This window comes from Micromonospora sp. CNZ299 (genome assembly GCF_002754415.1).
On the sequence record NZ_PEFG01000001.1, the window covers coordinates 7,043,730 to 7,066,599 of the forward strand.

Here is a 22,870-nt window from a genome sequence, read left to right on the forward strand (position 1 = left end):
TCGTGCGAGGCGGTCAGCTGCGGTCGGCGGATCCCCTCTTCTTGCGAAGCTTGCGGTCGTCGCGCAGCTCGACGTAGGGCTCGTCGTCGACGTCGTGACCCGCCTCGATGGCGCGGCCCCGCTCCAACTCGGCGTCGAACTCGGCCCCCAGCAGGATCGCGATGTTGCTAAGCCAGAGCCAGACCAAGAAGATGATCACGCCGGCGAGCGCCCCGTACGTCTTGTTGTACGAGCCGAAGTTGCTCACGTAGAAGGCGAACAGGCCGGAGATCACCAACCAGATCACCACGGCCAGCACCCCGCCCGGGCTGACCCAGCGGAAGCCGCCGTGCCGCGCGTTCGGCGAGGCCCAGTAGAGGATCGCGAACATCAGGCTGACCAGGATCAGCAGGACCGGCCACTTGGCGATGTCCCACACCGCGACGGCCGTCGAGCCCAGCCCGATCACGTCACCCACCGATTCGGCGAGACGACCGGTGAAGACCACGATCACCGCGCTGACCAGCAGCAACACCCCGACCACCGCGGTCACGCCGAGCCGGATCGGGAGCGTCTTCCAGATCGGCCGCCCCTCCTGCACGTCGTAGATGGTGTTCGAGGCGCGCATGAACGCGCCGATGTAACCAGAGGCGGACCAGAACGCGGCCAACAGACCGACGATCGCCGCGATGCTGGCCAGACCGCCGTTCTTGTCCGCCGTGCCGATCGCGTCGGTGAGAATCTGCCGGATGCTGCCCTCCGGCACCGCCTGGTTGACGGTGTCCGTGACGCCCTGGGTGGCGGTCTCGCCGAGCAGACCGAGGAGGGAGATCAGCACCAGCAGGCCGGGGAAGATGGACAGCACCCCGTAGTAGGTCAACGCCGCCGCCCAGTCGGTCAGGCTGTCGTCCTGGAATTCGCGGACCGTCCGGCGCAGAGCCGCCTTCCAACCGCTGCCGGGCAGATCGGTGGGGCTGTCCGGCCCCGCGTCGGGCCCGACCGGCGCGTTCGCGGGACCACGCTCCCGCTGCCGCTGGACGGAAGACTCGTCCGAGGCCATCGCCCCTCCTCTTCGTCGGTGGTGTCACCACCGGACATGCCCCGTTAACGCGCGCGGATAACCCCTACTTGTAGAGCAACCTGCCCATCCGGCGAGAGGCCACGAACAGGCCGACCACCAGCATCGCCAGCAGGTAGAGCACGTCGAGCACCCAGACCCAGCCACCGCCGCCCAGCGCGACCCCGCGGATCAGGTGCACCGACCGGTACAACGGGGTGACCTCCACCAGCCAGTGCAGCAGAGTCGGGTAGGCCTGCGCCGGCACGAAGGTGCCGGAGAACAGGAACAGCGTGAACTGCGCGGAGCCCACCAGGTCGAAATCCTGCCAGCTGCGCATGAAGGTGGAGATCGCCATGCCGAGCGCCCCGAACGCGAACCCGACCAGCACCGCAGCCGGTAGGGCGGCCAGCGCGCGGCCGACGCTGGTCAGGTCCAGAGCGACCATCACCCCGAGGAACGCGGCCGAGTAGGCGCTGCCCCGCAGCATCGCCCAACCCAGCTCGCCGACGGCGATCTCGAACGGCCGTACCGGGGTGGCGATCATCCCGTCGTACAGCTTCATGTATTTCATCTTGCCGAAGAAGTTGAAGGTGGTCTCCGCGAGCGCCCCGGTCATCGCCGAGGACGCGAGCATCGCCGGGGCCACGAACTCCGCGTACGAGACCAGTCGGCCGTCGGGCAGCGGCAAATCGCCGACGAGCGCCCCCACGCCCACCCCGATGGAGAGCAGATAGAGCAGCGGCTCCACGAAGCCGGACAGCAGCAGCAGCCAGTAGACCGACTTCAGTGCCGAGAGGTTGCGCTCGACCACCGACGCCGACCGCCGGGACGCGGCGGAGACGTCGACCAGCCGGGGCAGGATCAGCGTGACCACGGCGGCCTCCCTAGACGACGAGCTTGCGACGGAACGTGCGCAACGCCAGCAGCCAACCGGCGACGGCCCAGGCGGCCAGGTAGAGCACATGCCCGGCGACCGACCACTGTGGGGCGACGCCGAGCGTGGCCGCGCGACACAGGTCGACGGCGTGCCACAGCGGCGTCACGTACGCCAGCCACCGCAGCGCGTCGGGCAGGGACTCCACCGGGAAGAACACCCCGGCGAAGAGCGTCATGGGGATGACGGCGAACCGGAACAGCATCGCGAGCCAACTGTCGCTGGACACCGACGCGGCGTACGCGAAGGTCGGCGCGGCGACGGCCAGCACGAGCAACGCGACCACCGGCAGGGTGACCACCGCCCACGGCGACCGCAGCGCCCCGAACAACCCGGTGACCAGCAGAAACGCCACGATCGTGGTGAGCACCCGGAACAGCACGAAGGCCAGGTGCCCGGCCACGATGTCGCCCACCCGCAGCGGCGACGCGCTCTGCGCGAAGTAGGTCTTGACCCACTGGAAGTTGCTGAACACCGGCCAGGTCGAGTCACCGACGGTCACCTGGAGCGCGGTTGAGGCGATCAGCCCGGGCACCAGCCAGTCGAGGTAGCGCACCCCGCCGACGCCCTGGTCGATGTAGGCGCCGACGCCCAGCCCGAAGCCGAGCACGGTCAGCACCGGCAGCAGGAACGACGAGAACACCCCGGCCCGCCAGGTGCGTCGTAGACCCACCAGATAGTGCTCGAAGACCGCGTACGCCGGCACCCACGGGAACCGCCCGCGCGTCGCTGTCGCCACGCTCACCACGACCACCCCCGCCCACCGTGCCGACCACCACGACCTGTCTACCCCCGGGGTACGACAGGCCGCCGGTCACCCTACGACGCCCCCGGAAGCGTGTCGCCCGGGTTTCAGCGGCTTGATCGACTCGGTTTCCAGGAACTCGCGGTGTCCACGTTGCCCGGACGGCCCGACTTCCAGAAAGCGGAGTCGATCAACCCCCCGGGGCGGGTGCGCGCGCAATTCCCGCCTGCCTCGCGTGCCGGTCAGGCCGGACGGTAGGCGCGGACCAGCGCCTGCACGGCGTAACCGAGCAGCAGCACCCCCGCGCCGATGCCGACCACAAGCCCGGCGGACACCGCCGAGGCGAGGCCCGTGACGAGCCCCGCCGCCGCCACCACGCACAACGCGGCACCCAGCGGCCGAAGCAGCGGGTCCCTCAGCAGAGGGGCGAGCGGGAAGAAGTGCAGGCCGACTACCAGACAGACCAGCACCGGGACGTACTCGGACCAGCCGGCGGCGACCAGCACGGCGGCACCCAACCCGGCGGCGGCGAACTCGGCGACGACGATGAGCAGGTACGGGCGGTCGGCTGCCCGGTCCCGAGGGCTGCCGGCTCCCCGAAGTCGGGCCGACAACACCCCGCCCGCCACGGCGGTGAGCAGTGCGACGATGCTGCCCACCACGAGCAGGGCACGCAGCGGTTGCTCCGCCGCCGGCACACTGAACCAGACCATCGCGAAGATGCCCAGGTAGAGGGCGGTCAATCCGGCCTGACGTCGATTGGCGATCAGTGGATCGGACATGAAACCCCCGTGGTCGATGGCCGACTCGGTGAACTCACTGATTCGGTCGGGCGATGTTACGCCCAAGATCGAATGCAGTCGAACGGCGATCGTTGGCAGCTGAGCGGTGCGACACGCCGGAGAAGTTGTCGCTGAGCTGCCAACGATCAGCCGAGGTCGGTCAGTCGACCAGGGTGCGGCCGGTCAGGTGCAGAAAGACGTCCTCCAGGCCGCTGCGCCGCACCAGCACGTTGGCCGGGTTGAGCCCCAACGCGGTGACCTCGGCGACCGCCGCGTCGCCGTCGGGCACGTAGAGCAGGACCCGGTCAGGCAGCACCTCGACCCGCTCCCCCAGCCCGTCGAGCTTGCTGGCGAACGGTTCCTGCGACTCGGCGGCGAAGCGCAACTCGACCACCTCGCGGGTGGAGTGCCGCTCGATCAGCGCCCGGGGCGACCCCTCCGCGACGATGCGGCCGCCGTCCATCACCACCAGCCGGTCGCAGAGCTGCTCGGCCTCGTCCATGTAGTGCGTCGTGAGCACCAGCGTGACGCCCTGCTGCTTGAGCCGGAACAGCCGCTCCCACACCAGGTGTCGGGCCTGCGGGTCGAGCCCGGTGGTCGGCTCGTCGAGCAGCACGATCTCCGGGTCGTTCACCAGCGCGCGGGCGATGGTCAGCCGACGCTTCATCCCGCCGGAGAGCGGGTCGACCTTGCTGTCGGCGCGCTCGGTGAGCTGGACGAAGTCGAGCAGCTCGTCGGCCCGCTCGCGGGCCGCCCGCCGTGAGATGCCGAAGTAGCGGGCGTAGACGGTGAGGTTTTCCCGGACCGTCAGCTCCGGGTCGAGATTGTCGAGCTGCGGGCACACCCCGAGCCGCGCCCGGATCGCCGGGCCGTCAACCACCGGGTCCAGGCCGAGGATGCGCAGCTCGCCCCCGCTCGGTGGAGAGGTGCAGCCGACCATGCGCATGGTGGAGGACTTGCCGGCGCCGTTGGGCCCGAGGAAGCCGAACGCCTCACCCGAGCGCACCTCGACATCGATGCCGTCCACGGCGGTGAAGCCACCGAACCGCTTCACCAGCCCGCGAGCCTGAATCAATGGTCGCCCCGAAGTCACCGCCCGACCCTAACCGCCCGGTCCGACAGCCCTCCACGCAAATATCCGCCCGTGCCCAACCGGCCACCCCGTCAACAGCGAAACCCCGATCGGTGCCCCACCGGTTTGCTGATCGACGTGTATCGTCCCCTCGTGCCGCCCATCAGCTCGCCCGATGGTTCCTCGTCACCCGTCCGACCAGCCAACTCTCCCGCCGGTGAGCCCGCGACGGGCCCCAGCAGCGCGGCCCCGCGACCGCGACCATCAGCCGAGCTCACCGCGCCCACCGAGCTCACCGCGCCCGCCGAGACCCCTGCGACCGGCGACGACCCGCGCAGAGACGACCCCACCAGGCACGACCCGAGCAGGGACAACCCGACCGGCGACGGCGACTCCGTCGCCGAACGGGCGACCCGGGATCTGGCTGCCCAGTTCGAGGACGAGAAACCGGGCCGCGTGTTGTCCGGGCCGGCGGGTCTGCTCCTCACCGCGGCGGCGCTGGCGGTTGGCGCCCTCTCCCTCTGGCAGGTGTTCCGCCCGCTGTCGCAGGGCAGCAAGTATTACTTGATCATCTTCCTGGCCGGCGTACTCCCGCTGGTCTTCCTCGCCTACCCGGCCGACCTGCAACTGCGGGCCCGCCTGGCGGCCCGGCGCGGACGACGCAGCACCAAAGGCAACGGCAACCACGACACTGACGCACCTGTCCTGACACGGCTGGCGTCCACAACGCCCACCGCAGCGGACTGGGTCCTGGTCCTGCTGGCGGTGGCGGCCTGCCTCTACCCCGTCCTGCCGGTCCCGCTCGGCTCGGGTGGCGGCGGCTACAACGCCTTCCTCGACCGGCAGGGTCTGCTGGTGTCGGCGGACCTGGCGATGGGCACCATCCTGCTGCTCCTGCTGCTGGAGGCGTGCCGACGCACGACCGGCTGGATCCTGCCTGCGGTCTGCCTGCTGTTCCTCGGCTACGGCTACTACGGCGGGTTGCTCCCGCAGTCGTGGCCGGTCGCCCATGCCGGGCTCGACTTCAGCCAACTGGTGGACGCGTTCTACAACTCCGACAGCGGCTTCTACGGCACTCCGCTGGACGTGGCCGCTTCGTACATCGTGCTGTTCACCATCTACGGCGCTGTGCTGGAGCTGTCCGGGGCCGGGCGGTTCTTCGTCGAGCTGTCGGCTGCGGCGTTCCGCCGCTCGCGTACCGCCGCCGGGCGGACGGCGGTGGCCTCCGGCTTTCTGCTCGGCACCGTCTCCGGCTCCGGGGCGGCGACGACAGTGAGCATCGGGGCGGTCACCTGGCCCCTGCTGCGCCGCGCCGGCTATCCCCCGGAGCGGGCCGGCGGCATGCTGGCCGCGGCCGGGGTTGGCGCGATCCTCTCCCCACCGACCCTGGGTGCGGCGGCGTTCATCATCGCCGAATACCTGGGCGTCTCGTACCTCCAGGTGCTGGGCTGGGCGACGGTGCCGACGGTGCTCTACTACCTCGGCATCCTGCTCTCGGTGGAGATCGACGCGCGCCGCTCCGGCGTACGCCCTGTCGTGATCGACGTCGGTTCGCCCTGGCGTCTGCTGGCCCGCTTCGGCTACCACTTCGCCTCGCTGATCGCGATCATCGTGTTCCTCGCGGTCGGCGTGTCCGCGACGAGGGCTGTCGTCTTCGCCACCCTCCTGGCGGTCGCGCTCTCCTTTTTGGACCGCACGAAGGACCGCGCGTACCGGCTCACCCCGGCCCGGCTGGTGACCGCGCTCGTCACCGGCGTACGCGGCGTGCTCGCGGTCTCCGCGGTCTGTGCCGCCGCCGGCATCATCACGGCGACCACCACGAAGACCGGCCTCGGACCGCAGGCGGCGGCGTTGCTGATCGGTGGGGCGAAGGCGGCCACCTCGGACCCGACCCTGGTCCTGGTGCTCACCGCGCTGCTCGCGGCCGTCGCCCTCAGCCTGCTGGGCCTGGCGGTGCCGGTCACTGCCTCGTTCGTGATCGGTTGGGTGATCGTCGGTCCGGCTCTGCTCGACCTGGGCGTGAGCGCGCCCGCCGCGGCGATGTTCGTCTTCTACTTCGCGGTCCTTTCCGAGGTATCCCCGCCGACCGCGCTCGCCGCGGTGGCCGCCGCCGCGGTGACCGGCGGCCGGCTGGTGCCGACCATGTGGCAGACCCTGCGGTACGCGCTGCCGGCCTATCTGACCCCGATCGCGTTCGTCATCACCCCGGCCGGGCTCGGCCTGCTCGGCATCGGTGGCGTCCAGCGGATCGCCTTCGCCGCCGTGGTGACCGCGCTCAGCGTGGCGGTGCTCGCCGTCGCCGCCGGTGGCTGGCTGCCCGGGGTGGGGCCCGCCGGCGCCCCGGAACGCGTGCTCGGTGCCCTCGCCGGTGTCACCCTGCTCTGGCTCGAACCCGTCCCGGTCATGGTCGGCGCGGCACTGGCCGCCGTCGCGGCGGCAGGTGTGTTCGTCCGACGTGGATCCGCCGGTCGGCCATCGTCCGGATCACCAGCAAATCCTGTGGAGGAACAACTGTGAGACGAATCGACGTACGCCTCGCGGCGGGCCTGAGCGCTCTCGCCCTCGTCACGGTCGGCGCCACGGCTTGTGGAGGTCAGCAGGGCGGCGCCGACAAGGACGACGCGGCCAGCGAGGTCACCTGCGAGGTGACCAAGGAGACCCGTGTCGGCATCGCCACCGGCAACGCGACGGGCGTCTACTACGTGGTCGGCAACGCCCTGGCCGGGCAGTTGTCCGGGGCGACCGGCGGCAAGCTCACCGGCACCGCGGCCGAGACCGGCGCCTCGGTGCAGAACGTCGAACAGCTCGTCGGTGGCCAGTACGACGTGGCGTTCTCCCTGTTCGACACGGCGGTCAACGCGGTCGAGGGCAAGGGCAGCTTCACCGCGCCGCAGCCGGTGGAGGCGCTGGCCCGCATCTACGACAACTACACGCAGGTGGTGGTCCGCAACGACTCCGGGATCACGTCGGTGGCCGACATGCGCGGCAAGCGGATCTCCACCGGTTCACCGAAGTCCGGCACGGAGGTGATTGCCAACCGGCTGCTGGAGGCCGCCGGCCTCGACCCGGCCAAGGACATCCGGGCGCAGCGGCTGGACCTGACCAAGACGGTCGAGGGGGTCAAGGACGGCAGCGTCGACGGTTTCTTCTGGTCCGGCGGTCTGCCCACCGGGGGCCTGACCGACCTGTTCACCACTGCCGGCGACTCGGTGAAGTTCGTCGACATCGCGCCGTTGCTGCCGAAGATGACCGCGTCGAGCCCCGGCTACCAGGAGGGCACGATCGGGCGGGACGCGTACGGGACGGCGACCGACACCCCGACCATCGTCGTGCCCAATGTGCTGTTGGTCCGCAAGGACCTGGACGCCAATGTCGCCTGCGCGATCACCCGGACGGTGTTCGACAAGCGCGACGCCCTGGCCCAGGCCAACCCTGCGGCCAAGGGGATCTCGCTGGAAAAGGCCCGCAGGACCCTGCCGGTGCCGCTGCACCGCGGCGCGGAGAAGGCGCTGAAGGATCTCGGCGCCAACTGACCCAACCGGTCAGAGATCGGCCGGCGCGGTGGCGGCACGGGCCGCGCCGACCAGACGGTCGGTCTCGGCGAGCAGTGCCTCGTCGTCCGCGGGGGTGCCGGGGTCGAGTCGGACCGTCCAGGTCAGACCGTCGGCCCCGGCCACTCGGCGGGCCGCGACCCGCGCCGCGCCGCCGGGCACCGGCTGGTGCTCGGTGTACGCGACCGAGCGGGTCACCCGCGCCCGCACCTGGTGCGGCAGCTCACGCGGGTCGAGGAGGAAGTACGTCTCGGCCGGGCCGTCGGCGACCACCGTGTAGCCGTCGCGTTCGACGACGGTCTCGGCGGGGGTGACGGTCAGCTCCCGGCCGGACCAGACCGCCTTGAGGATGGTGTGCCAGCCGAGCCGGTGCCCTCGACCGGGCAGCCACAGCCCGAGGTTGGTGGCGACCACCACTCCGTCGCCCTCGCCGTTGCCAACGGCCGCCCATGCCAGCACCCGCTCGTCGGCGGTCAGCGGCGGCCGGTCGGCCGGCGGCAGCTTCGGCTTGCGGCTGAACAGTCCCATCTAGAGGCCTCCCGCAGCCTGCTCGCGCAGCGCCCGGGCGTGCTGCTCCAGGGACAGCAGCTCACCGAATGCTGCGAAGTACTCGTCCTTGTTGTTGACCGGGTTGATCCGCTGGATGCGGGACTTGATGTCCCGGATCCGGGAGGTCACCGACCCGAACTGCACCCGCGCCATGGTGATCGACACGTAGCGTGGGTCGGCTTCCCCGTCGATCCGCAGCGGCTCCACCGCCAGCTCACCGACCAGCGCCGCCGACGCCAGGTCGTCGCAGGCGTCGCGGACCGACTCGATCCACACCGCGCCGCCGGTGGCTGACGCGGCGCCACCGGCCGCCGCGATGGCCGCTCGCACCCCGACATGCACCGGGTGGCGGTATTCGGTGGCCTCGACCGCGTCGAACATGGGCCCGGCCAGGACCGGCTGCTGGAGGGCGAGTTTCAGCGCCTCCCGTTCGACCATCGACTGCGGGCTGTCCGGGGTCGGCTCGGGGCGGGCCGATGCGGGGCGGGTGGCGGGTGCGGCGTCGCGGGTGCCGGCCTGCGGGGTGTTGGCGGCGGCGAGCACCGCCCTCTGCACCGGCTCGATCTCCATGCCGAGGTCCATGGCGAGCTTGCGGACGTACTCCGGGCGCTTTTCCCGGTCCTTGAGTCGCGCGACCAGCGGCGCGGCGTGGCGCATGGCCTCGACCCGGCCGTCGACGGTGTCCAGGTCGAAGCGGCCGATCACGTGTCGCAACGCGAAGTCGACAAGTGGCTCGCGACGCGCGACCAGGTCACGCACCGCCAGGTCACCCTTGGCCAGTCGCAGGTCGCACGGGTCCATGTTGTCCGGGCTGACGGCGATGAACGTGCGCCCGACGAAGCGCTGGTCGTCCTCGAAGGCGCGCAGCGCGGCCTTCTGGCCGGCGGCGTCGCCGTCGAAGGTGAAGATGATCTCGCCGGCCACCTCGTCGCTGTCGAACAGCAGGCGGCGCAGAACCGAGATGTGGTCCGCGGCGAAGGCCGTGCCGCAGGTCGCCACCGCCGTGGTCACCCCGGCCAGGTGGCAGGCCATCACGTCGGTGTAACCCTCGACGATCACCGCTCGCCCCTGCTTGGCGATCTCCCGTTTGGCCTGGTCGATGCCGTAGAGCACGTGCGACTTCTTGTAGATCGGCGTCTCGGGGGTGTTCAGGTATTTCGGGCCGTCGTCGTCGTCGAAGAGCTTGCGCGCGCCGAAGCCGATCACGTCGCCGGCGAGGTCGCGGATCGGCCAGAGCAGCCGGCGGCGGAACCGGTCGATCAGGCTGCCGGAGCGGGCCTCCCGGGACAGCCCGGCAGTGACCAGCTCCTGGTGGGTGAAGCCCTGCTGGCGCAGGTGCTTGGTGAGCAGGTCCCAACCGTCCGGCGCGAAGCCACAGCCGTAACGCTCGGCGGCGGCCCGGTCGAACCCTCGCTGGGCCAGGAACTCCCGGGCCGGCCGGGCACCCGCGGTGCTGAGCTGCGCCCGGTAGAACTCGACCGCGGCGGCGTGCGCGGCGACCAGGCGCTGGCGCTGGCCCTGCTGCGGGCGAGGACGCGGGGCGCTCCTGTCGTCCTCGATGTAGCGCAGCTGGATGCCGGCGCGGCCGGCGAGCCGCTCGACGGACTCCACGAAGCTGAGGTGGTCGGCGTCCATCAGGAACTTGATGGCGTCGCCGCCGGCCCCGCAGCCGAAGCAGTACCAGACGTTGCGGGCCGGGGAGACGTTGAACGACGGGCTCTTCTCGTCGTGGAACGGGCACAGACCCTTGAGGTTGCCGCCGCCGGCGGACTTCAGGGTGACCGTCTCGGAGATCACATCCCCGATCGAGGTGCGTTCCCGGACCAGCGCGATGTCCTCGTCCCGGATCCGCCCAGCCATGCGCCACCCCCTCGGCGTACATCCTGCCCTGCCGGGCCGACGACACGCCGGCCGGGGGACGCCGGTGTGGCGGCCACCGCTGCCGGCTGGGCGGTTCCGGCCCGCAGGCCGGGCCCGCCCGGGGACCATGACCAGATGCGCAGGGTACGGGCCGACGTCCCCCGCCTGCCCAGATGGTTGGCCGGTCGGATCGGGCTACGCGGACAGGCCCCGCCTGCGGACGAGGCCGGACACCGCCATGCCACCTGGTTGGAGCTCTTCCTCGACCTCATCTTCGTGTACGCGCTGGCGGCGGTCGTCGCCCGGCTGGGCAGCGACCCGACCCCGTCGCCGAGCGCCGTGCTGGCCGTGATCGGGCTGTTCGTGGTGATCCAGTGGGCGTGGGTGGGGCAGGTCTTCTACGACACCCGCTTCGACCCGGATGACGCGCTGCACAGGGTGCTGGTGCTGTTCGCGTTGGTCGGCGCGGGCGCGATGACGCTCGGCGTCGACGAGGTGCCGGAGAGCGTGCTCCTGCCGGTCGGCTACCTGATCGTGCGCGGGGTGCTGCTCCTCCTGTACCTGCGGGCCCGGCCGACCAGCCCGATGGCCGGCATGGTGACGACGGTCTACCTGATCGGCTTCGGGTCGGGCTGGCTCATCTGGCTGGCGTCGCTGACCGCGCCCCCCGACCGGCGCCCGACGCTGTGGGTGGTCGCGATGGTCATCGAACTGGCCACGCCCTGGGTCGGGGCGCGCTGGCTCAACCGCTGGCCGGTGGACAACCGGCACCTGCCGGAACGGATCGGGCAGTTCACGATCATCGTGCTGGGTAGCGCCCTGGCCAGCCTGCTCTTCGCCGTGCCGGACCATCCCCCGCCCCACATGATCCTCACCGCCGGGTTGGCCTTTCTGATCCCGGCGGCCGTCTGGTGGGTCTACACGACCTTCGTCACCACCCGACTCCTCCAGAGTCGTCTGCGAGGCGGGCAGGCGTACAGCTACCTGCACATTCCGCTCGGCGGTGCGCTGCTGCTGCTCGGCTGGGCACTCGGGCAGGTGGTCCGGCTGGTCGACGACGACGCGCCCCGGCTGCCGCTGGAGCTGCGGCTGCTGCTGGCCGCCTCGATGGTGGTGTGGACGGTGTGCGGCCTGGCCCTGTACTGGTTGTGGACCCGGCCGAGCCTCGCCCGGTTGGCGATCGCCGCCTACGGGGTGGTCTCGGTCAGTGTGATCACCGCGACGGTGCACGAGCCGAGGCTGATGCTGTCCCTGCTCGCCGCGGCGATCGTCGGGTACGCCGTGCTGCTCAGCCGCCGACTCGCCCGGGCCAGCGAGTCGACCCAGACGCCCGAGGGATGATCCGCCCTCAGGCGGCCGCGGCCTGCTCGGTCACCACCGCGGGGGTTTCCTCCTCGGCGGTCACCTGCCGGTTCCAGTCGGCCTTGGTGGAACGCCAGCCCTCGTCGTCCATGCCGCGCCGCCAGTAGCCGGAGATGGAGAGCCGATCGAGAGGCACGCCGCGCTCGCCGCGCAGCAGCCGGCGCAGGTCCCGGACGAAGGCAGCCTCGCCGTGCACGAAGGCGTGCACGGTGCCGGCGGGGAACTCCAGCGCCCGCACCGCCGCGACCAGCGCCTCGCCCACCGGGCGGTCGCCGCGGTGCAGCCAGGTCACGGTGACCGCGCCGGGGCTGAGCAGCTTCTGCTCATCCGCCGGGTCGTCGATCTCCACGAAGACGTGGGCCGGTGCGCCCAGCGGCAGCCGTTCCAGGGCGGCGGCGATCGCCGGCAGGGCGCTCTCGTCGCCGACCAGCAGGTGCCAGTCCGCGTCCGGGCTCGGGGCGTACGCGCCGCCGGGGCCGACGAAGTGCACCGGGTCACCCGGACGCAACGCGGCGGCCCACGGGCCGGCCAACCCCTCGTCGCCGTGGTGCACCACGTCCACGGTCAGCTCCTCGGCCAGCGGGTCCCAGCGTCGCACCGTGTACGCGCGCAGCCGGGGCCACTGCTCCCGGGGCAGGTCCCGACGGATCGCGGCGAGGTCCAGCGGCTGCGGATAGTCGACACCGGGCTGCGGGAACACCACCTTGATGTAGTGGTCGGTGAACTCGCCCACCGGCAGACCGGTCAGCTCGTCCCCACCGAGGACGAGCCGGATCAGATGCGGGGTGGGCCGCTCGGTGCGCAGCACCCGGGCCGCGGTGACGTTCCTGGGGCGTTCCGTCATATCAGTTAGGCTAGCCTAAGCTGCCCCGTCGTGGGTCGGCGGTGTGTCCCCGCCGACGAGACGGGTGTGCCAGGTCACCGCCGCCGGGTCGGTGAGCGACGCGACCTGGTCGATCACCACCCGCAGTCGGGCGGTGTCGTCCGGGGCGGCCCGCCACAGCGGAGCAAAGATCGGGTCGAGCCCTCCCGGAGCCCGCCGCACCAGCGCGGCGACCAACTCGGCCAACATCGTCCGCTGCCGCTCGTAGCGACCCCGGAAGCCGGTCCGACGCATCACATACCGCAGCGCGATGCCCTTGAGAAGGGCGCACTGCGCCCGGACCAGCCGAGGCACCACCAGGTCGGCGGCATAGCGGCGATGTGGTCCGGGGCCGAAGCGCTCCTCCGTGGCAGCCACCGCAGCGGACACGAAACGCCCGGTCACCCCGCTGGTGGTGGCCTTCAGCGCAACCTGCGCGCGATGACTGCCGTCGTACCCGGCCAGAGGGGCGAGCAACGGGTCGGCCAGCAACTCGACCAGCACCTCGGCCAGGTCGGCCGCCGACTCCCCGGAGTAGGCGCCGGCCACGTCGGCGCAGAGCGCGGCCCGCTCGTCGGCGTCGCCGAGCAGCGGACGCAGCGACACGTACCCGCCGTGAATGCCGTCCTCCACGTCGTGCACCGAGTACGCGACGTCGTCGGCCCAGTCCATCACCTGCGCTTCCAGGCAGCGCCGGTCGCCGGGCGCACCCTCCCGGATCCAGTCGAAGACGGTCACGTCGTCGGCGTACACCCCGAACTTGCGCTCGCCGGGGCGGCGCGGCCAGGGGTACTTGCCGATCGCGTCGAGCGACGCCCGGGTCAGGTTCAACCCAGCGGACGACCCGTCCGGGGCGAGCACCTTCGCCTCCAGCCGGGTCAACACCCGCAGGGTCTGCGCGTTGCCCTCGAAGCCGCCGCAGGGCGTGGCCAGCAGATCCAGAGCCGCCTCGCCGTTGTGCCCGAACGGCGGGTGCCCCAGGTCGTGGGCGAGCCCCGCCACGTCCACCACGTCCGGGTCACAACCCAGCCGGGCGCCCATCTCCCGGGCGATCTGGGCCACCTCCAGCGAGTGCGTCAGCCGCGTACGCAGGAAGTCGTCGGTCCCGGCGGTATGCACCTGGGTCTTCGTGGCCAGCCGCCGGAACGCCGCCGAGTGCAGCACCCGGGCGCGATCACGCTCGTACGGTGAGCGGCGGTGCCCGGTGTCCTTGGGCGGCTCCTCGACCAGCCGGGCATCCGCCGCAACAGGCTCACTTCTCACGCAGGACGCAGAACTCGTTGCCCTCGGGATCTGCCAGCACCGTCCACTCCACGTCACCCTGACCGATGTCGACGTGCCGGGCGCCCATGTCGACCAGCCGCTCGACCTCGGCCTCCCGGTTGGCGGGGCGCAGATCGATGTGCAGCCGGTTCTTGCGGTCCTTGGCGTCGGTCACGGGCACGAAGACCAGGCCGGGCAGGCGGTCCGCGGACTGGCGGATCTCCACCTCGTCCGGACTCTCGCTGACGACCTGGTAGCCGAGCGCCTCGGCCCACCAACGGGCCAGTCGCGCCGGATCGCGGGCATCGACGGTGAGGTTCTCCCAGACGCTGGTCATTCAGTCACCTTTCCCGTTCGACGGCATACGCAATCGGCCGTGTGCGAGCGAGCCAAGATTACGCCCGCCACCGCTGGTCGACCCGCCCACGACGCATCGACGATTGGCCCACAACCGCCGATTGGCTTGGAGTTGTCAACCGATCGCTGAGGGTTATGGGCTCGCGGGCGGAAGTCGCGCCCGGTAGCGTTCCCAGCGCGGAACGTGACCAGCCGACCGACATGCGGGGCCCGACCGGTAAGGGGAAATCTCGTGGACGCGGACACGGTGGTGGGAACGGAACTACGCGGGCTGCGCCGGCGCCGGCCCGAGATCGCCGGCACGGTCCTGGCCGGCACCGACGGGCTGCTCATCTCCAGCGATCTGCCCAGCACCGACGCCACCCATCTCGCCGCGCTCGCCGCAGCCAGCTTCGGGCTCGGCCACCGGGTGGCCGACACGGTCCAACGTGGTGAGTTCCGGGAGTCGGTCGTCTGCACCACCGCCGGTTGCGTGGTGACCTACCCGGCCGGGCGCAGCGCCCTGCTGACCCTGGTCACCGTGTCTGCGGCCGAGGATCTGGAGGCGCTGCACGAGGAGGCCCGTGCCGTGGCCCGTCGGGCGGGCTCGGTGCTGGACAGACGCGGTGGGGCAGTCGGCGCCACCTCGATTCAGGACGCGCACGGGCCGCTCGCCGTGCGTACGCCGATGGCCACCCTGCCGGCGCAGTTGCGCCGCTCGTCCCGGCCCACCTGGCGTCGCCCGCCGATCTGACCGCAAACAGCCAAACCTCCTCGACGGCACAACCCGGGCCTGCTGCGCAAGAACTAGCCGGCGGCCGTGCGGGTGGCCGGGCGCCTGGTGTCGACGTTGCCGGTCATGGCGTTGAGGATGGCGGGCAGTTCGGCCACGGTCTGGGCGGGCAAGCCGATCACGGTTTCCTCGGCCAGACCATGCCACAACTCCTTGACCTGGTCGGCAAGCGCCTTGCCGCTGTCGGTGAGTTCGACGATGCTGGCGCGCTTGTCGGAGGGAGCGGGCCTGCGGCGGATGTGGCCGGAGGCTTCGAGCTTGCGCGTCATGAGCGTGACGCTGGGCGGCTCACAGCCGAGCGCCTCGCTGAGCTGGGCCTGAATTCTCGGGCCGGTCCGGTCGAGTTCGAGCAGGAGTGCCTCTTGGCCAGGGTGCAGGCCGAGGGGGGCCAGCAACGCGGCGGCCCTGGCCCGGTGGCGCAGGCTCAGCAGGCGGATGGCCTGGTTGAGGGCGTCGGCGTACTCGAAGTCCACGAACTCTCCTTGACAAGTTAGTTACGCGCATAACATTATGCGGATAACTAATTCTAGCAACACCGAGGAGCGCGACATGACCGTGAAGGTCGCTGTCATCTACTACAGCGCGACAGGCAGTGTGCACACACTCGCAGAGGCCGTCGCCGAGGGGGCCGCCTCGGCCGGGGCCGTCGTGCGGCTGCGGCGGGTCGCCGAGCTGGCACCCGACAACGCGATCGACCAGAACCCGCAGTGGCGGCGGCACGCCGACGCGACCGCGTCTATTGCCCAGGCATCCCTCGAGGACCTGGCATGGGCCGACGCGTACGCCTTCGGGACGCCGAGTCGATTCGGCGCGCCGGCCGCGCAGCTCAAGCAGTTCATCGACCAGGCCGGCGGGCTGTGGCGGGAGGGGAAACTGGCCAACAAGCCGGTGACCGCCTTCACCTCGGCGTTCAACCGGCACGGTGGCAGCGAGGCAACGATCTTGTCGCTAAGCAACGTCTTCTACCACTGGGGATCGCTGATCGTGCCGCCCGGATTCACCGATCCGGTCGTGTCCGCCGCAGGCGGCAACCCCTACGGAACGTCGCATGTGGCCAGCCCGAACGGAGACGGCCCCGATGCCGCGGCGCTGGACGCGGCCAGGTACCAGGGACTTCGGCTAGCCAAGATCACACTTCAGCTGCTGGGCGACCGCGTCGTCACCGATGCCGTCGTGGGTGACGGAAACAGCCAGGGAGCTCTCGCCGGAGCAGCCTCCCGGACCGCGTGAGCGGCGGGTAGGCAGGGAGAGAAGTCATGACAAGCACCAGCACCGCAACTCAGCGGGCCAGGCTGCAGGCCGGATCCTCCTGGATGGTCCTGGCGCTGGCATGCGCCTGCCAGTTCATGGTGATCCTGGACGTCTCCATCGTCAATGTCGCGCTGCCCTCGGTCCAGCGGGATCTCGGCTTCACCGCCACCGGCCTGGCCTGGGTGGTGAATGGGTACGTGCTTACTTTCGCCGGCTTCATGCTGCTGGGTGGCCGGGCCGCCGATCTGTTCGGCCTGCGCCGGATGCTGGTCGCCGGGCTGTTCCTGTTCTCCGCCTCAAGTGTGGTCGGTGGCCTGGCAACCGCTCCGGAGATCCTGGTGGGGGCCCGCGTCGCGCAGGGTGTGGGCGCCGCCATGCTGGCCCCGGCCACGTTGGCCGTGATCAACACCTACTTCACCGAGCCGCAGGCGCGGGCCCGGGCGTTCGGGGCGTGGTCCGCCTCGGGCGGTGTGGGCGGGATGGCCGGCGCGCTCGCCGGCGGTGCCATCACCACGGGCCTGTCGTGGCGGTGGGTCTTCCTCATCAACGTACCGATCGGCGCCGTGCTGATCGTGCTGGCCATGATGTCGCTGGTCCGTACGCGAGCCAGCCGGCGAGAACCGCTCGACCTCGGTGGCGCGGTCACGGGCACGGCGGGGCTGGCCGCGTTGATCTACGGGGTCATGCAGAGTGCCGACCAAGGCTGGATGTCCGTGCGGGTTCTCGGGCCAGCCGTGGCGGGCCTGCTCCTGCTCGTCGTCTTCGCCGTGGTGGAGGCGCGTGTCGCCACCCAGCCGATGGTGCCCCTGCGGCTGTTCAGGATCCGGACCGTGACCGTCAGCAACGCCATGTTGCTGCTGTTCGGCGGGATCGCCATCGCAATGTGGTATTTCACGTCGCTGTTCATGCAGAACGCACTCGGTTACAGCGCTCTTGAAGCCGGGCTCGGGCAGACACCCGCGGCGGTGGTGTTCGTGGTGATCGCGCGACTGTCCGCCAACCTGCTGCCCCGAACCGGTGCACGCCCTCTGGTGCTGGCCGGCAGCGTCTGCTTCGTGGCCGGCTTCGGCTGGCTCGCCCAGGCCCACACGGACAGCGACTACGTCACAAGCATGCTCGGACCCACGCTCCTCATCGCCGTCGGCATCGGCCTGACCTTCCCCACCCTGATGGCTGCGGCCACCGCCGACGCACCCGAAGGCGACGCGGGCATCATCGGCGGCCTGGCCAACACCGCCAGCCAGATAGGTGGCTCGATAGCCCTGGCCGTACTCGCCACAGCCGCCAGCGCCAAGGTCGGAACAGACGCCGCCGACGCAGGCACTCCTGCCGCCCTCGCCGCCGGCTACGACCTGGTCTTCCTCATGGCAGCCGGGATCGGCCTGGCTATCGCGACAGTCAGCCTGCTGCTACCACAGCATCGCCGCGGCTGACCACGGCGGCGCGGCGGCGGACCGGGTCACCGGTCCGCCGCCGGCCCACGTCAGCGGCTGTCCGACCCGCCGGTCTCCACCACGGCCCGACCGGCCTCCAGCCGAGCCACCGGCACCCGGAACGGCGAGCAGGACACGTAGTCCAGGCCAACCTCGTGGAAGAAGTGCACCGAGTCGGGGTCGCCGCCGTGCTCGCCACAGACGCCGAGCTTCAGCCCCGGACGGGCGGCCCGGCCCTCCTCGGCGGCGATCCGCACCAGCCGCCCGACCCCGTCACGGTCGATCGACTCGAACGGCGAGATGCCGAAGATGCCCAGCTCCAGGTATCGCCAGAAGAACGCGCCCTCGACGTCGTCGCGGGAGAAGCCCCAGCCCATCTGGGTCAGGTCGTTGGTGCCGAAGGAGAAGAACTCGGCCGCCTCGGCGATCTGCCCGGCGGTCAGCGCCGCCCGGGGCACCTCGATCATGGTGCCGATCAGCACCTCGACCCCGCTGTCCCCGACCACCTCCGCGATGATCTTCTCGGCCTCGGCGCGGACGGTCTCCAGCTCCTGCACGGCCCCGACCAGCGGCACCATGATCTCCGGCTTGGCCACCCCGCCACCACGGGCGCAGGCGACGGCAGCCTCGGCGATGGCCCGGACCTGCATCGCGAACAGGCCGGGGATGACCAGGCCGAGGCGGACGCCCCGCAGCCCGAGCATCGGGTTCTCCTCGTGCATCCGCCGGACGGCGGCGAGCAGCGCCTCCTCCTTGGCCACGTCCTCGCCCCGTTCCTGGGCGACCGCGACGTTGACCGCGAGCTGCTCCAACGGAGGCAGGAACTCGTGCAGCGGCGGGTCGATCAGCCGGACGGTGACCGGCAGGCCGTCCATCTCGCGGAAGATCTCCTCGAAGTCGGCCCGCTGCAACGGCAGCAGCGCCTCCAACGCCGCTTCCCGCTCGCCCGGGGCGCGGGCCAGGATCAGCCGCTCGACCAGCTCCCGCCGGTCGCCGAGGAACATGTGCTCGGTGCGGCACAGCCCGATGCCCTCGGCGCCGAAGCGCCGGGCCCGGGCGGCGTCCGCGCCGGTGTCGGCGTTCGTGCGGACCGCGAGCCGCCGCTTGCCGTCGGCGTGCGTCATGATCCGGTGTACGGCCCGGACCAGCGCGTTGTCGATGTGCTCCGGGTCGAGGCTGCCCTCGAAGTACTGCACCACCTCCGACGGCATGACCGGCACCTCGCCCAGGTAGACCTTGCCGGTGGTGCCGTCGATGGACACGACGTCGCCCTCGTTGACGGTCTGCCCGGCTACGGTGAAGCGTTTCGCCGGGACGTTCACCTCGATCTCGTCGGCACCGGAGACGCAGGTCTTACCCATGCCGCGAGCCACCACCGCCGCGTGGCTGGTCTTGCCGCCGCGCGAGGTGAGGATGCCCTGGGCGGCGATCATGCCGTTCAGGTCGTCCGGGTTGGTCTCCCGGCGGACCAGGATCACCGACTTGCCCTCGGCGGCCATCTCGACGGCCCGCGCGGAGGTGAAGACCACAGTGCCGGACGCCGCGCCGGGCGAGGCGCCGATGCCCTTGGCGACCGGCTGGAAGTCGTGATCGAGCTGGAAACGGGGGAACATCAGCTGGGCCAGCTGCGCCCCGTTGACCCGGTGCAGTGCCTCGTCCAGGTCGATCAGACCCTCGTCGACGAGTTGCCCCGCGATGACGAACGCGGCGGCGGCGGTGCGCTTGCCGACCCGCGTCTGCAGCATCCAGAGCTTGCCGCGTTCGATGGTGAACTCGATGTCGCAGAGGTCCTTGTAGTGCTCCTCCAGCCGAGCCATGATGCCGAGCAGCTGGTCGTAGGAGGTTTTGTCGAGCTGTTCCAGCTCCTGCAGGGGCACGGTGTTGCGGATGCCGGCGACGACGTCCTCGCCCTGCGCGTTGGCCAGGTAGTCGCCGTAGATGCCCTGCGCGCCACTGGCCGGGTCACGGGTGAACGCGACGCCGGTGCCGGAATCCGGGCCGAGGTTGCCGAACACCATGGTCACCACGTTGACCGCGGTGCCGAGGTCGGTCGGGATCCGCTCCTGGCGACGGTAGAGCACCGCGCGCTCGGCGTTCCACGACTCGAAGACCGCCCGGATGGCCAGGTCGAGCTGTTCGCGCGGCTGCTGCGGGAACTCCCGACCGGTGTGCTTCAAAAAGATCTTCTTGTACGCGTCGACCAGCCCACGGAGGTCGTCGGCGTCCAGGTCCAGGTCGTTGTGGGTGCCCTTGGCGCTCTTGGCCTCGTCCAGCGCGTGCTCGAACTCCTCGCCCGGCACCTCGCAGACGGTCTTGCCGAACATCTGGATGAGGCGGCGGTAGGAGTCCCAGGCGAACCTGTCGTTCCCGCCGGCCTGCGCGGAGAGCCCGACCACGCTCTGGTCGTTGAGGCCGACGTTGAGGACTGTCTCCATCATGCCCGGCATGGAGAACTTGGCGCCGGAGCGGACGGAGACCAGCAGCGGATCCTGCGGGTCGCCGAGACGCTTGCCCATCGCGCGCTCCAACGATTCCAGGTGCGCCTCGATCTGACCGGCGAGCCCGTCCGGCTGCTGGCCCGTCGCGAGGTACGCCTTGCAGGCCTCGGTGGTGAGGGTGAAGCCGGGCGGAACGGGCAGGCCGAGGTTGGTCATCTCGGCGAGGTTGGCCCCCTTGCCGCCGAGCAGGTCCTTGAGATCCTTGTTTCCTTCAGAGAAGTCGTAGACGTACTTGTGATCGACGGTCTCTTGCGCTGCCACCAGAGCCTCCACAACACACGCGCCGGATTGACACTTAACGAAGGTTCAGTTTTCTTCTACCCCGCAGCGGACCACCGGTAATCCCCGGGTCGACGCCGATCGGTGGGCGAAGGTTAAGCGAACATCGAGCGACCTGGGACCGTTCGGTGACAATTGGCACAGCCATCACGACTATCCGTGTTCGTACCGGTTTTTGGGAACGCTTCCATGCGCACCATCACGCATCCCGGCCGCGCGCCGTACGCTGGATGGCACGCCAGCCGGTGAACGTCGCTTTTGCCATAACCGACGCGAATACACCCCCCGGAGTCGCCGCCGTGCCGACCACCCCCTCCCCCAGCCCCACCGCCGTCCCCGCGCCACTGCCGGCGGAGGAGCCGGACGCGGCCACTCTGGCCCGCGCGGCCGAGCAGAGCGCGGTCACGGTGCTCACCGCGGCGACCACGCGCCGGCTCGCCGACGTCGTGCCCGCCCCGCAGCAGGTCCAGCCGGACCCGACCGGGGACTGGGTGCTGCCGGCCGAAGCGGTCATCGTGGTCAGCGCCGACCCGGCCGCGCTGGCCGTCGCCGAGCACCTCGCCGAGCTGCTGCGCCCGGCCACCGGCTACCCGCTCCCGGTCACCGACGCCGCCGCCCACTCGCTGCCGGTCGCCGACGCCGCCGGGCCAGGGCCGGTCGGCGGCATAGCGTTGGTGCTGGACGAGGCCGCCGACCTCGGCGCGGAGGGCTACCGGCTCGACGTCGCCCCCGACGGGGTACGCCTCACCGCCGTCACCGCCACCGGCCTCTTTTACGGCGTGCAGACCCTGCGCCAACTGTTGCCGGCGGCGATCGAGAGCCCCACCCCGGTCACCGAGCACTGGGCGCTGCCCGGCGGGACGATCACCGACGCACCCCGCTTCCCGTACCGGGGCGCGATGCTCGACGTCGCGCGGCACTTCTTCGCCGTCGAGGACGCGCTGCGGGTGATCGACCACCTGGCCCGCTACAAGCTCAACCACCTGCACCTGCACCTCACCGACGACCAGGGCTGGCGGATCGCCGTCGACTCCTGGCCGAGGCTGACCACCGTCGGTGGGGCGACCGAGGTCGGCGGCGGCCCCGGCGGGCACTACACGAAGGCCGACTACCAGCGGATCGTCGCCTACGCGGCCGACCGCCACATCACTGTCGTCCCGGAGATCGACCTCCCCGGCCACACCAACGCGGCGCTGGTCGCGTACCCGGAGCTGGCACCGGACAAGATCGCGCCACCTCCGTACACCGGCACCGAGGTCGGTTTCAGCTACGTCGACCCAGCCGACGAGCGGACGTACGACTTCATCGCCGACGTGCTGGGCGAGGTGGCCGCGCTCACCCCCGGGCCGTGGCTGCACATCGGCGGCGACGAGGCGTTCAAGGTCACCGGCGAGGTCTACACCGGTTTCGTCGAGCGGGTCCAGCGCATCGTGGCCGACCTCGGAAAGACCGTCGTGGGTTGGCACCAGCTCGCACCGGCCGCCCACCTCGACGGCCGGATCCTGCAGTGGTGGGGCACCACCGGCGCCGACCCCACCACCGCCGAGGCCGTACGTCAGGGCGCCCGGCTGATCCTCTCCCCCGGCAACCACGCCTACCTGGACATGAAGTACGCCCCGGACACCCCGATCGGGCACGACTGGGCCGGCCTGATCGACGTACGAAAGGCGTACGACTGGGACCCGGGTACGCACGTCGCCGACGTACCCGCCGAGGCGGTTCTCGGTGTGGAGGCCCCGCTCTGGACCGAATCGGTCACCTCACTGGCCGACATCGAGTTCCTGCTCCTGCCCCGACTCCCCGCCATCGCCGAGTTGGGCTGGTCCACCCGGACGACCCACGACTGGGCCAACTTCCGCGACCGCCTGGCCAGCCAGGGCCCACGCTGGGCAACCGCCGGCATCACCTTCCACCGAGCGCCCGACATCCCCTGGGCAACCACCGCCACCATCCCCACCCAGCGCGACACGCCCCAGACCGACACTCCCCAGACGGGCACCGCCGTCCACTGACACGGCCCGCTGACGCTGCCTGCTGACACAGCCCGCTGACGCTGCCCGCAGTCGCGGCGAGCCCCGGTCGCACACTCTCGATCCGCACAAACCGCGCAAACCGCCAGGATTTACTCGGCTTCCTTGATGTCGGGGTATCCCGGCCGCCCGGATACCCCGACATCACCAAACCCGGGTGGATCATGCGAGGTGAGCGCGGCCGGTCGGGCAGGCTGTCCGTTTTGTCGGATGCCGTCCCGTGGTCGGGGC

Annotated in this window: 19 protein-coding genes; 7 read left to right on the forward strand and 12 right to left on the reverse strand. The window is 70.9% G+C overall.

Going from position 1 to position 22,870, the window contains the following annotated elements; genetic code table 11:
* Positions 1 to 13: 13 nt before the first annotated feature.
* The 5 genes from CLT68_RS31845 to CLT68_RS31865 all read right to left on the reverse strand — a co-directional run bounded on the left by CLT68_RS31845 (position 14) and on the right by CLT68_RS31865 (position 4,593).
* Complete coding sequence (locus CLT68_RS31845; protein ID WP_099856485.1) at positions 14 to 1,039, reverse strand: YihY/virulence factor BrkB family protein; 1,026 nt, start codon at positions 1,037 to 1,039, stop codon at positions 14 to 16.
* 64 nt (positions 1,040 to 1,103) lie between these two features.
* Positions 1,104 to 1,913: an ABC transporter permease gene (locus tag CLT68_RS31850; protein ID WP_099856487.1), complete on the reverse strand. Its 810-nt coding sequence runs from the start codon at positions 1,911 to 1,913 to the stop codon at positions 1,104 to 1,106.
* A 10-nt stretch (positions 1,914 to 1,923) separates the two neighbouring features.
* On the reverse strand, positions 1,924 to 2,721 hold the full coding sequence (locus CLT68_RS31855) for an ABC transporter permease (protein WP_099857875.1): 798 nt from the start codon (positions 2,719 to 2,721) through the stop codon (positions 1,924 to 1,926).
* 239 nt (positions 2,722 to 2,960) lie between these two features.
* On the reverse strand, positions 2,961 to 3,500 hold the full coding sequence (locus tag CLT68_RS31860) for a hypothetical protein (protein WP_143743303.1): 540 nt from the start codon (positions 3,498 to 3,500) through the stop codon (positions 2,961 to 2,963).
* A gap of 160 nt (positions 3,501 to 3,660) precedes the next feature.
* Positions 3,661 to 4,593 carry an ABC transporter ATP-binding protein gene (locus CLT68_RS31865; protein WP_088949649.1) on the reverse strand — a complete coding sequence of 311 codons (933 nt, stop codon included), beginning with the start codon at positions 4,591 to 4,593 and terminating at the stop codon, positions 3,661 to 3,663.
* A 132-nt stretch (positions 4,594 to 4,725) separates the two neighbouring features.
* Here CLT68_RS31865 and CLT68_RS31870 point away from each other — a divergent pair, with 132 nt between their 5' ends.
* Together CLT68_RS31870 and CLT68_RS31875 are read left to right on the forward strand one after the other, a co-directional pair.
* Complete coding sequence (locus tag CLT68_RS31870; RefSeq protein WP_099857878.1) at positions 4,726 to 7,089, forward strand: TRAP transporter fused permease subunit; 2,364 nt, start codon at positions 4,726 to 4,728, stop codon at positions 7,087 to 7,089.
* A complete protein-coding gene (locus CLT68_RS31875) occupies positions 7,086 to 8,105 on the forward strand; it encodes a TAXI family TRAP transporter solute-binding subunit (protein WP_099856490.1) in 1,020 nt (339 codons plus the stop codon). Before CLT68_RS31870 ends, CLT68_RS31875 begins: the two co-directional genes overlap by 4 nt.
* Before the next feature lie 9 nt (positions 8,106 to 8,114).
* Here CLT68_RS31875 and CLT68_RS31880 read toward each other — a convergent pair whose 3' ends face one another.
* Positions 8,115 to 8,651: a hypothetical protein gene (locus CLT68_RS31880; RefSeq protein WP_088949651.1), complete on the reverse strand. Its 537-nt coding sequence runs from the start codon at positions 8,649 to 8,651 to the stop codon at positions 8,115 to 8,117.
* Positions 8,652 to 10,532, reverse strand: coding sequence for a DNA primase (gene dnaG, locus CLT68_RS31885; protein WP_099856492.1), 1,881 nt, complete (start codon positions 10,530 to 10,532; stop codon positions 8,652 to 8,654).
* 135 nt (positions 10,533 to 10,667) lie between these two features.
* Between dnaG and CLT68_RS31890 the strand changes: the two genes are divergently transcribed.
* Positions 10,668 to 11,873: a low temperature requirement protein A gene (locus tag CLT68_RS31890; protein WP_099856494.1), complete on the forward strand. Its 1,206-nt coding sequence runs from the start codon at positions 10,668 to 10,670 to the stop codon at positions 11,871 to 11,873.
* Positions 11,874 to 11,880: 7 nt separating this feature from the next.
* Here CLT68_RS31890 and CLT68_RS31895 read toward each other — a convergent pair whose 3' ends face one another.
* Genes CLT68_RS31895 through CLT68_RS31905 form a run of 3 tightly spaced genes read right to left on the reverse strand, consistent with a single transcriptional unit; the run spans position 11,881 to position 14,356 of the window.
* Positions 11,881 to 12,738 (reverse strand): siderophore-interacting protein, encoded by an 858-nt coding sequence (locus CLT68_RS31895; RefSeq protein ID WP_099856496.1) that lies wholly within the window; start codon positions 12,736 to 12,738, stop codon positions 11,881 to 11,883.
* A 15-nt stretch (positions 12,739 to 12,753) separates the two neighbouring features.
* Complete coding sequence (locus CLT68_RS31900) at positions 12,754 to 14,019, reverse strand: deoxyguanosinetriphosphate triphosphohydrolase (RefSeq protein ID WP_099856498.1); 1,266 nt, start codon at positions 14,017 to 14,019, stop codon at positions 12,754 to 12,756.
* Positions 14,009 to 14,356 carry a VOC family protein gene (locus CLT68_RS31905; RefSeq protein ID WP_099856500.1) on the reverse strand — a complete coding sequence of 116 codons (348 nt, stop codon included), beginning with the start codon at positions 14,354 to 14,356 and terminating at the stop codon, positions 14,009 to 14,011. The genes CLT68_RS31900 and CLT68_RS31905 overlap by 11 nt, the downstream gene beginning before the upstream one ends.
* Before the next feature lie 252 nt (positions 14,357 to 14,608).
* On the opposite strand from CLT68_RS31905, the gene CLT68_RS31910 reads away from it, so the two are divergent.
* Positions 14,609 to 15,109, forward strand: coding sequence for a roadblock/LC7 domain-containing protein (locus tag CLT68_RS31910; protein WP_099856502.1), 501 nt, complete (start codon positions 14,609 to 14,611; stop codon positions 15,107 to 15,109).
* 53 nt (positions 15,110 to 15,162) lie between these two features.
* Here the strand turns inward: CLT68_RS31910 and CLT68_RS31915 are convergent, their stop codons facing one another.
* Positions 15,163 to 15,621, reverse strand: coding sequence for a MarR family transcriptional regulator (locus CLT68_RS31915; protein WP_099856504.1), 459 nt, complete (start codon positions 15,619 to 15,621; stop codon positions 15,163 to 15,165).
* A 76-nt stretch (positions 15,622 to 15,697) separates the two neighbouring features.
* On the opposite strand from CLT68_RS31915, the gene wrbA reads away from it, so the two are divergent.
* Together wrbA and CLT68_RS31925 are read left to right on the forward strand one after the other, a co-directional pair.
* The gene (wrbA, locus tag CLT68_RS31920; protein WP_099856506.1) at positions 15,698 to 16,378 is read left to right on the forward strand and encodes an NAD(P)H:quinone oxidoreductase; all 681 of its coding nucleotides are present in this window, start codon (positions 15,698 to 15,700) and stop codon (positions 16,376 to 16,378) included.
* 26 nt (positions 16,379 to 16,404) lie between these two features.
* The gene (locus CLT68_RS31925) at positions 16,405 to 17,832 is read left to right on the forward strand and encodes an MFS transporter (protein ID WP_099856508.1); all 1,428 of its coding nucleotides are present in this window, start codon (positions 16,405 to 16,407) and stop codon (positions 17,830 to 17,832) included.
* Between the two features lie 50 nt (positions 17,833 to 17,882).
* On the opposite strand, the gene ppdK is transcribed toward CLT68_RS31925, so the two are convergent.
* Entirely contained in the window at positions 17,883 to 20,591 is a 2,709-nt protein-coding gene (ppdK, locus tag CLT68_RS31930; protein WP_099857880.1) for a pyruvate, phosphate dikinase, read from the reverse strand.
* Between the two features lie 248 nt (positions 20,592 to 20,839).
* Here ppdK and CLT68_RS31935 point away from each other — a divergent pair, with 248 nt between their 5' ends.
* Entirely contained in the window at positions 20,840 to 22,621 is a 1,782-nt protein-coding gene (locus CLT68_RS31935; protein WP_099856510.1) for a family 20 glycosylhydrolase, read from the forward strand.
* The last annotated feature ends 249 nt before the right edge of the window (positions 22,622 to 22,870 follow it).

Bases quoted from the DNA above. Each gene is read 5' to 3' on its own strand.
- CLT68_RS31935 (WP_099856510.1), top strand. From the start codon at position 20,840: ATGGCACGCCAGCCGGTGAACGTCGCTTTTGCCATAACCGACGCGAAT.
- CLT68_RS31905 (WP_099856500.1), bottom strand. From the start codon at position 14,356: ATGACCAGCGTCTGGGAGAACCTCACCGTCGATGCCCGCGATCCGGCG.
- CLT68_RS31895 (WP_099856496.1), bottom strand. From the start codon at position 12,738: ATGACGGAACGCCCCAGGAACGTCACCGCGGCCCGGGTGCTGCGCACC.
- dnaG (WP_099856492.1), bottom strand. From the start codon at position 10,532: ATGGCTGGGCGGATCCGGGACGAGGACATCGCGCTGGTCCGGGAACGC.
- CLT68_RS31890 (WP_099856494.1), top strand. From the start codon at position 10,668: ATGCGCAGGGTACGGGCCGACGTCCCCCGCCTGCCCAGATGGTTGGCC.
- CLT68_RS31880 (WP_088949651.1), bottom strand. From the start codon at position 8,651: ATGGGACTGTTCAGCCGCAAGCCGAAGCTGCCGCCGGCCGACCGGCCG.
- wrbA (WP_099856506.1), top strand. From the start codon at position 15,698: ATGACCGTGAAGGTCGCTGTCATCTACTACAGCGCGACAGGCAGTGTG.
- CLT68_RS31925 (WP_099856508.1), top strand. From the start codon at position 16,405: ATGACAAGCACCAGCACCGCAACTCAGCGGGCCAGGCTGCAGGCCGGA.
- CLT68_RS31860 (WP_143743303.1), bottom strand. From the start codon at position 3,500: ATGTCCGATCCACTGATCGCCAATCGACGTCAGGCCGGATTGACCGCC.
- CLT68_RS31845 (WP_099856485.1), bottom strand. From the start codon at position 1,039: ATGGCCTCGGACGAGTCTTCCGTCCAGCGGCAGCGGGAGCGTGGTCCC.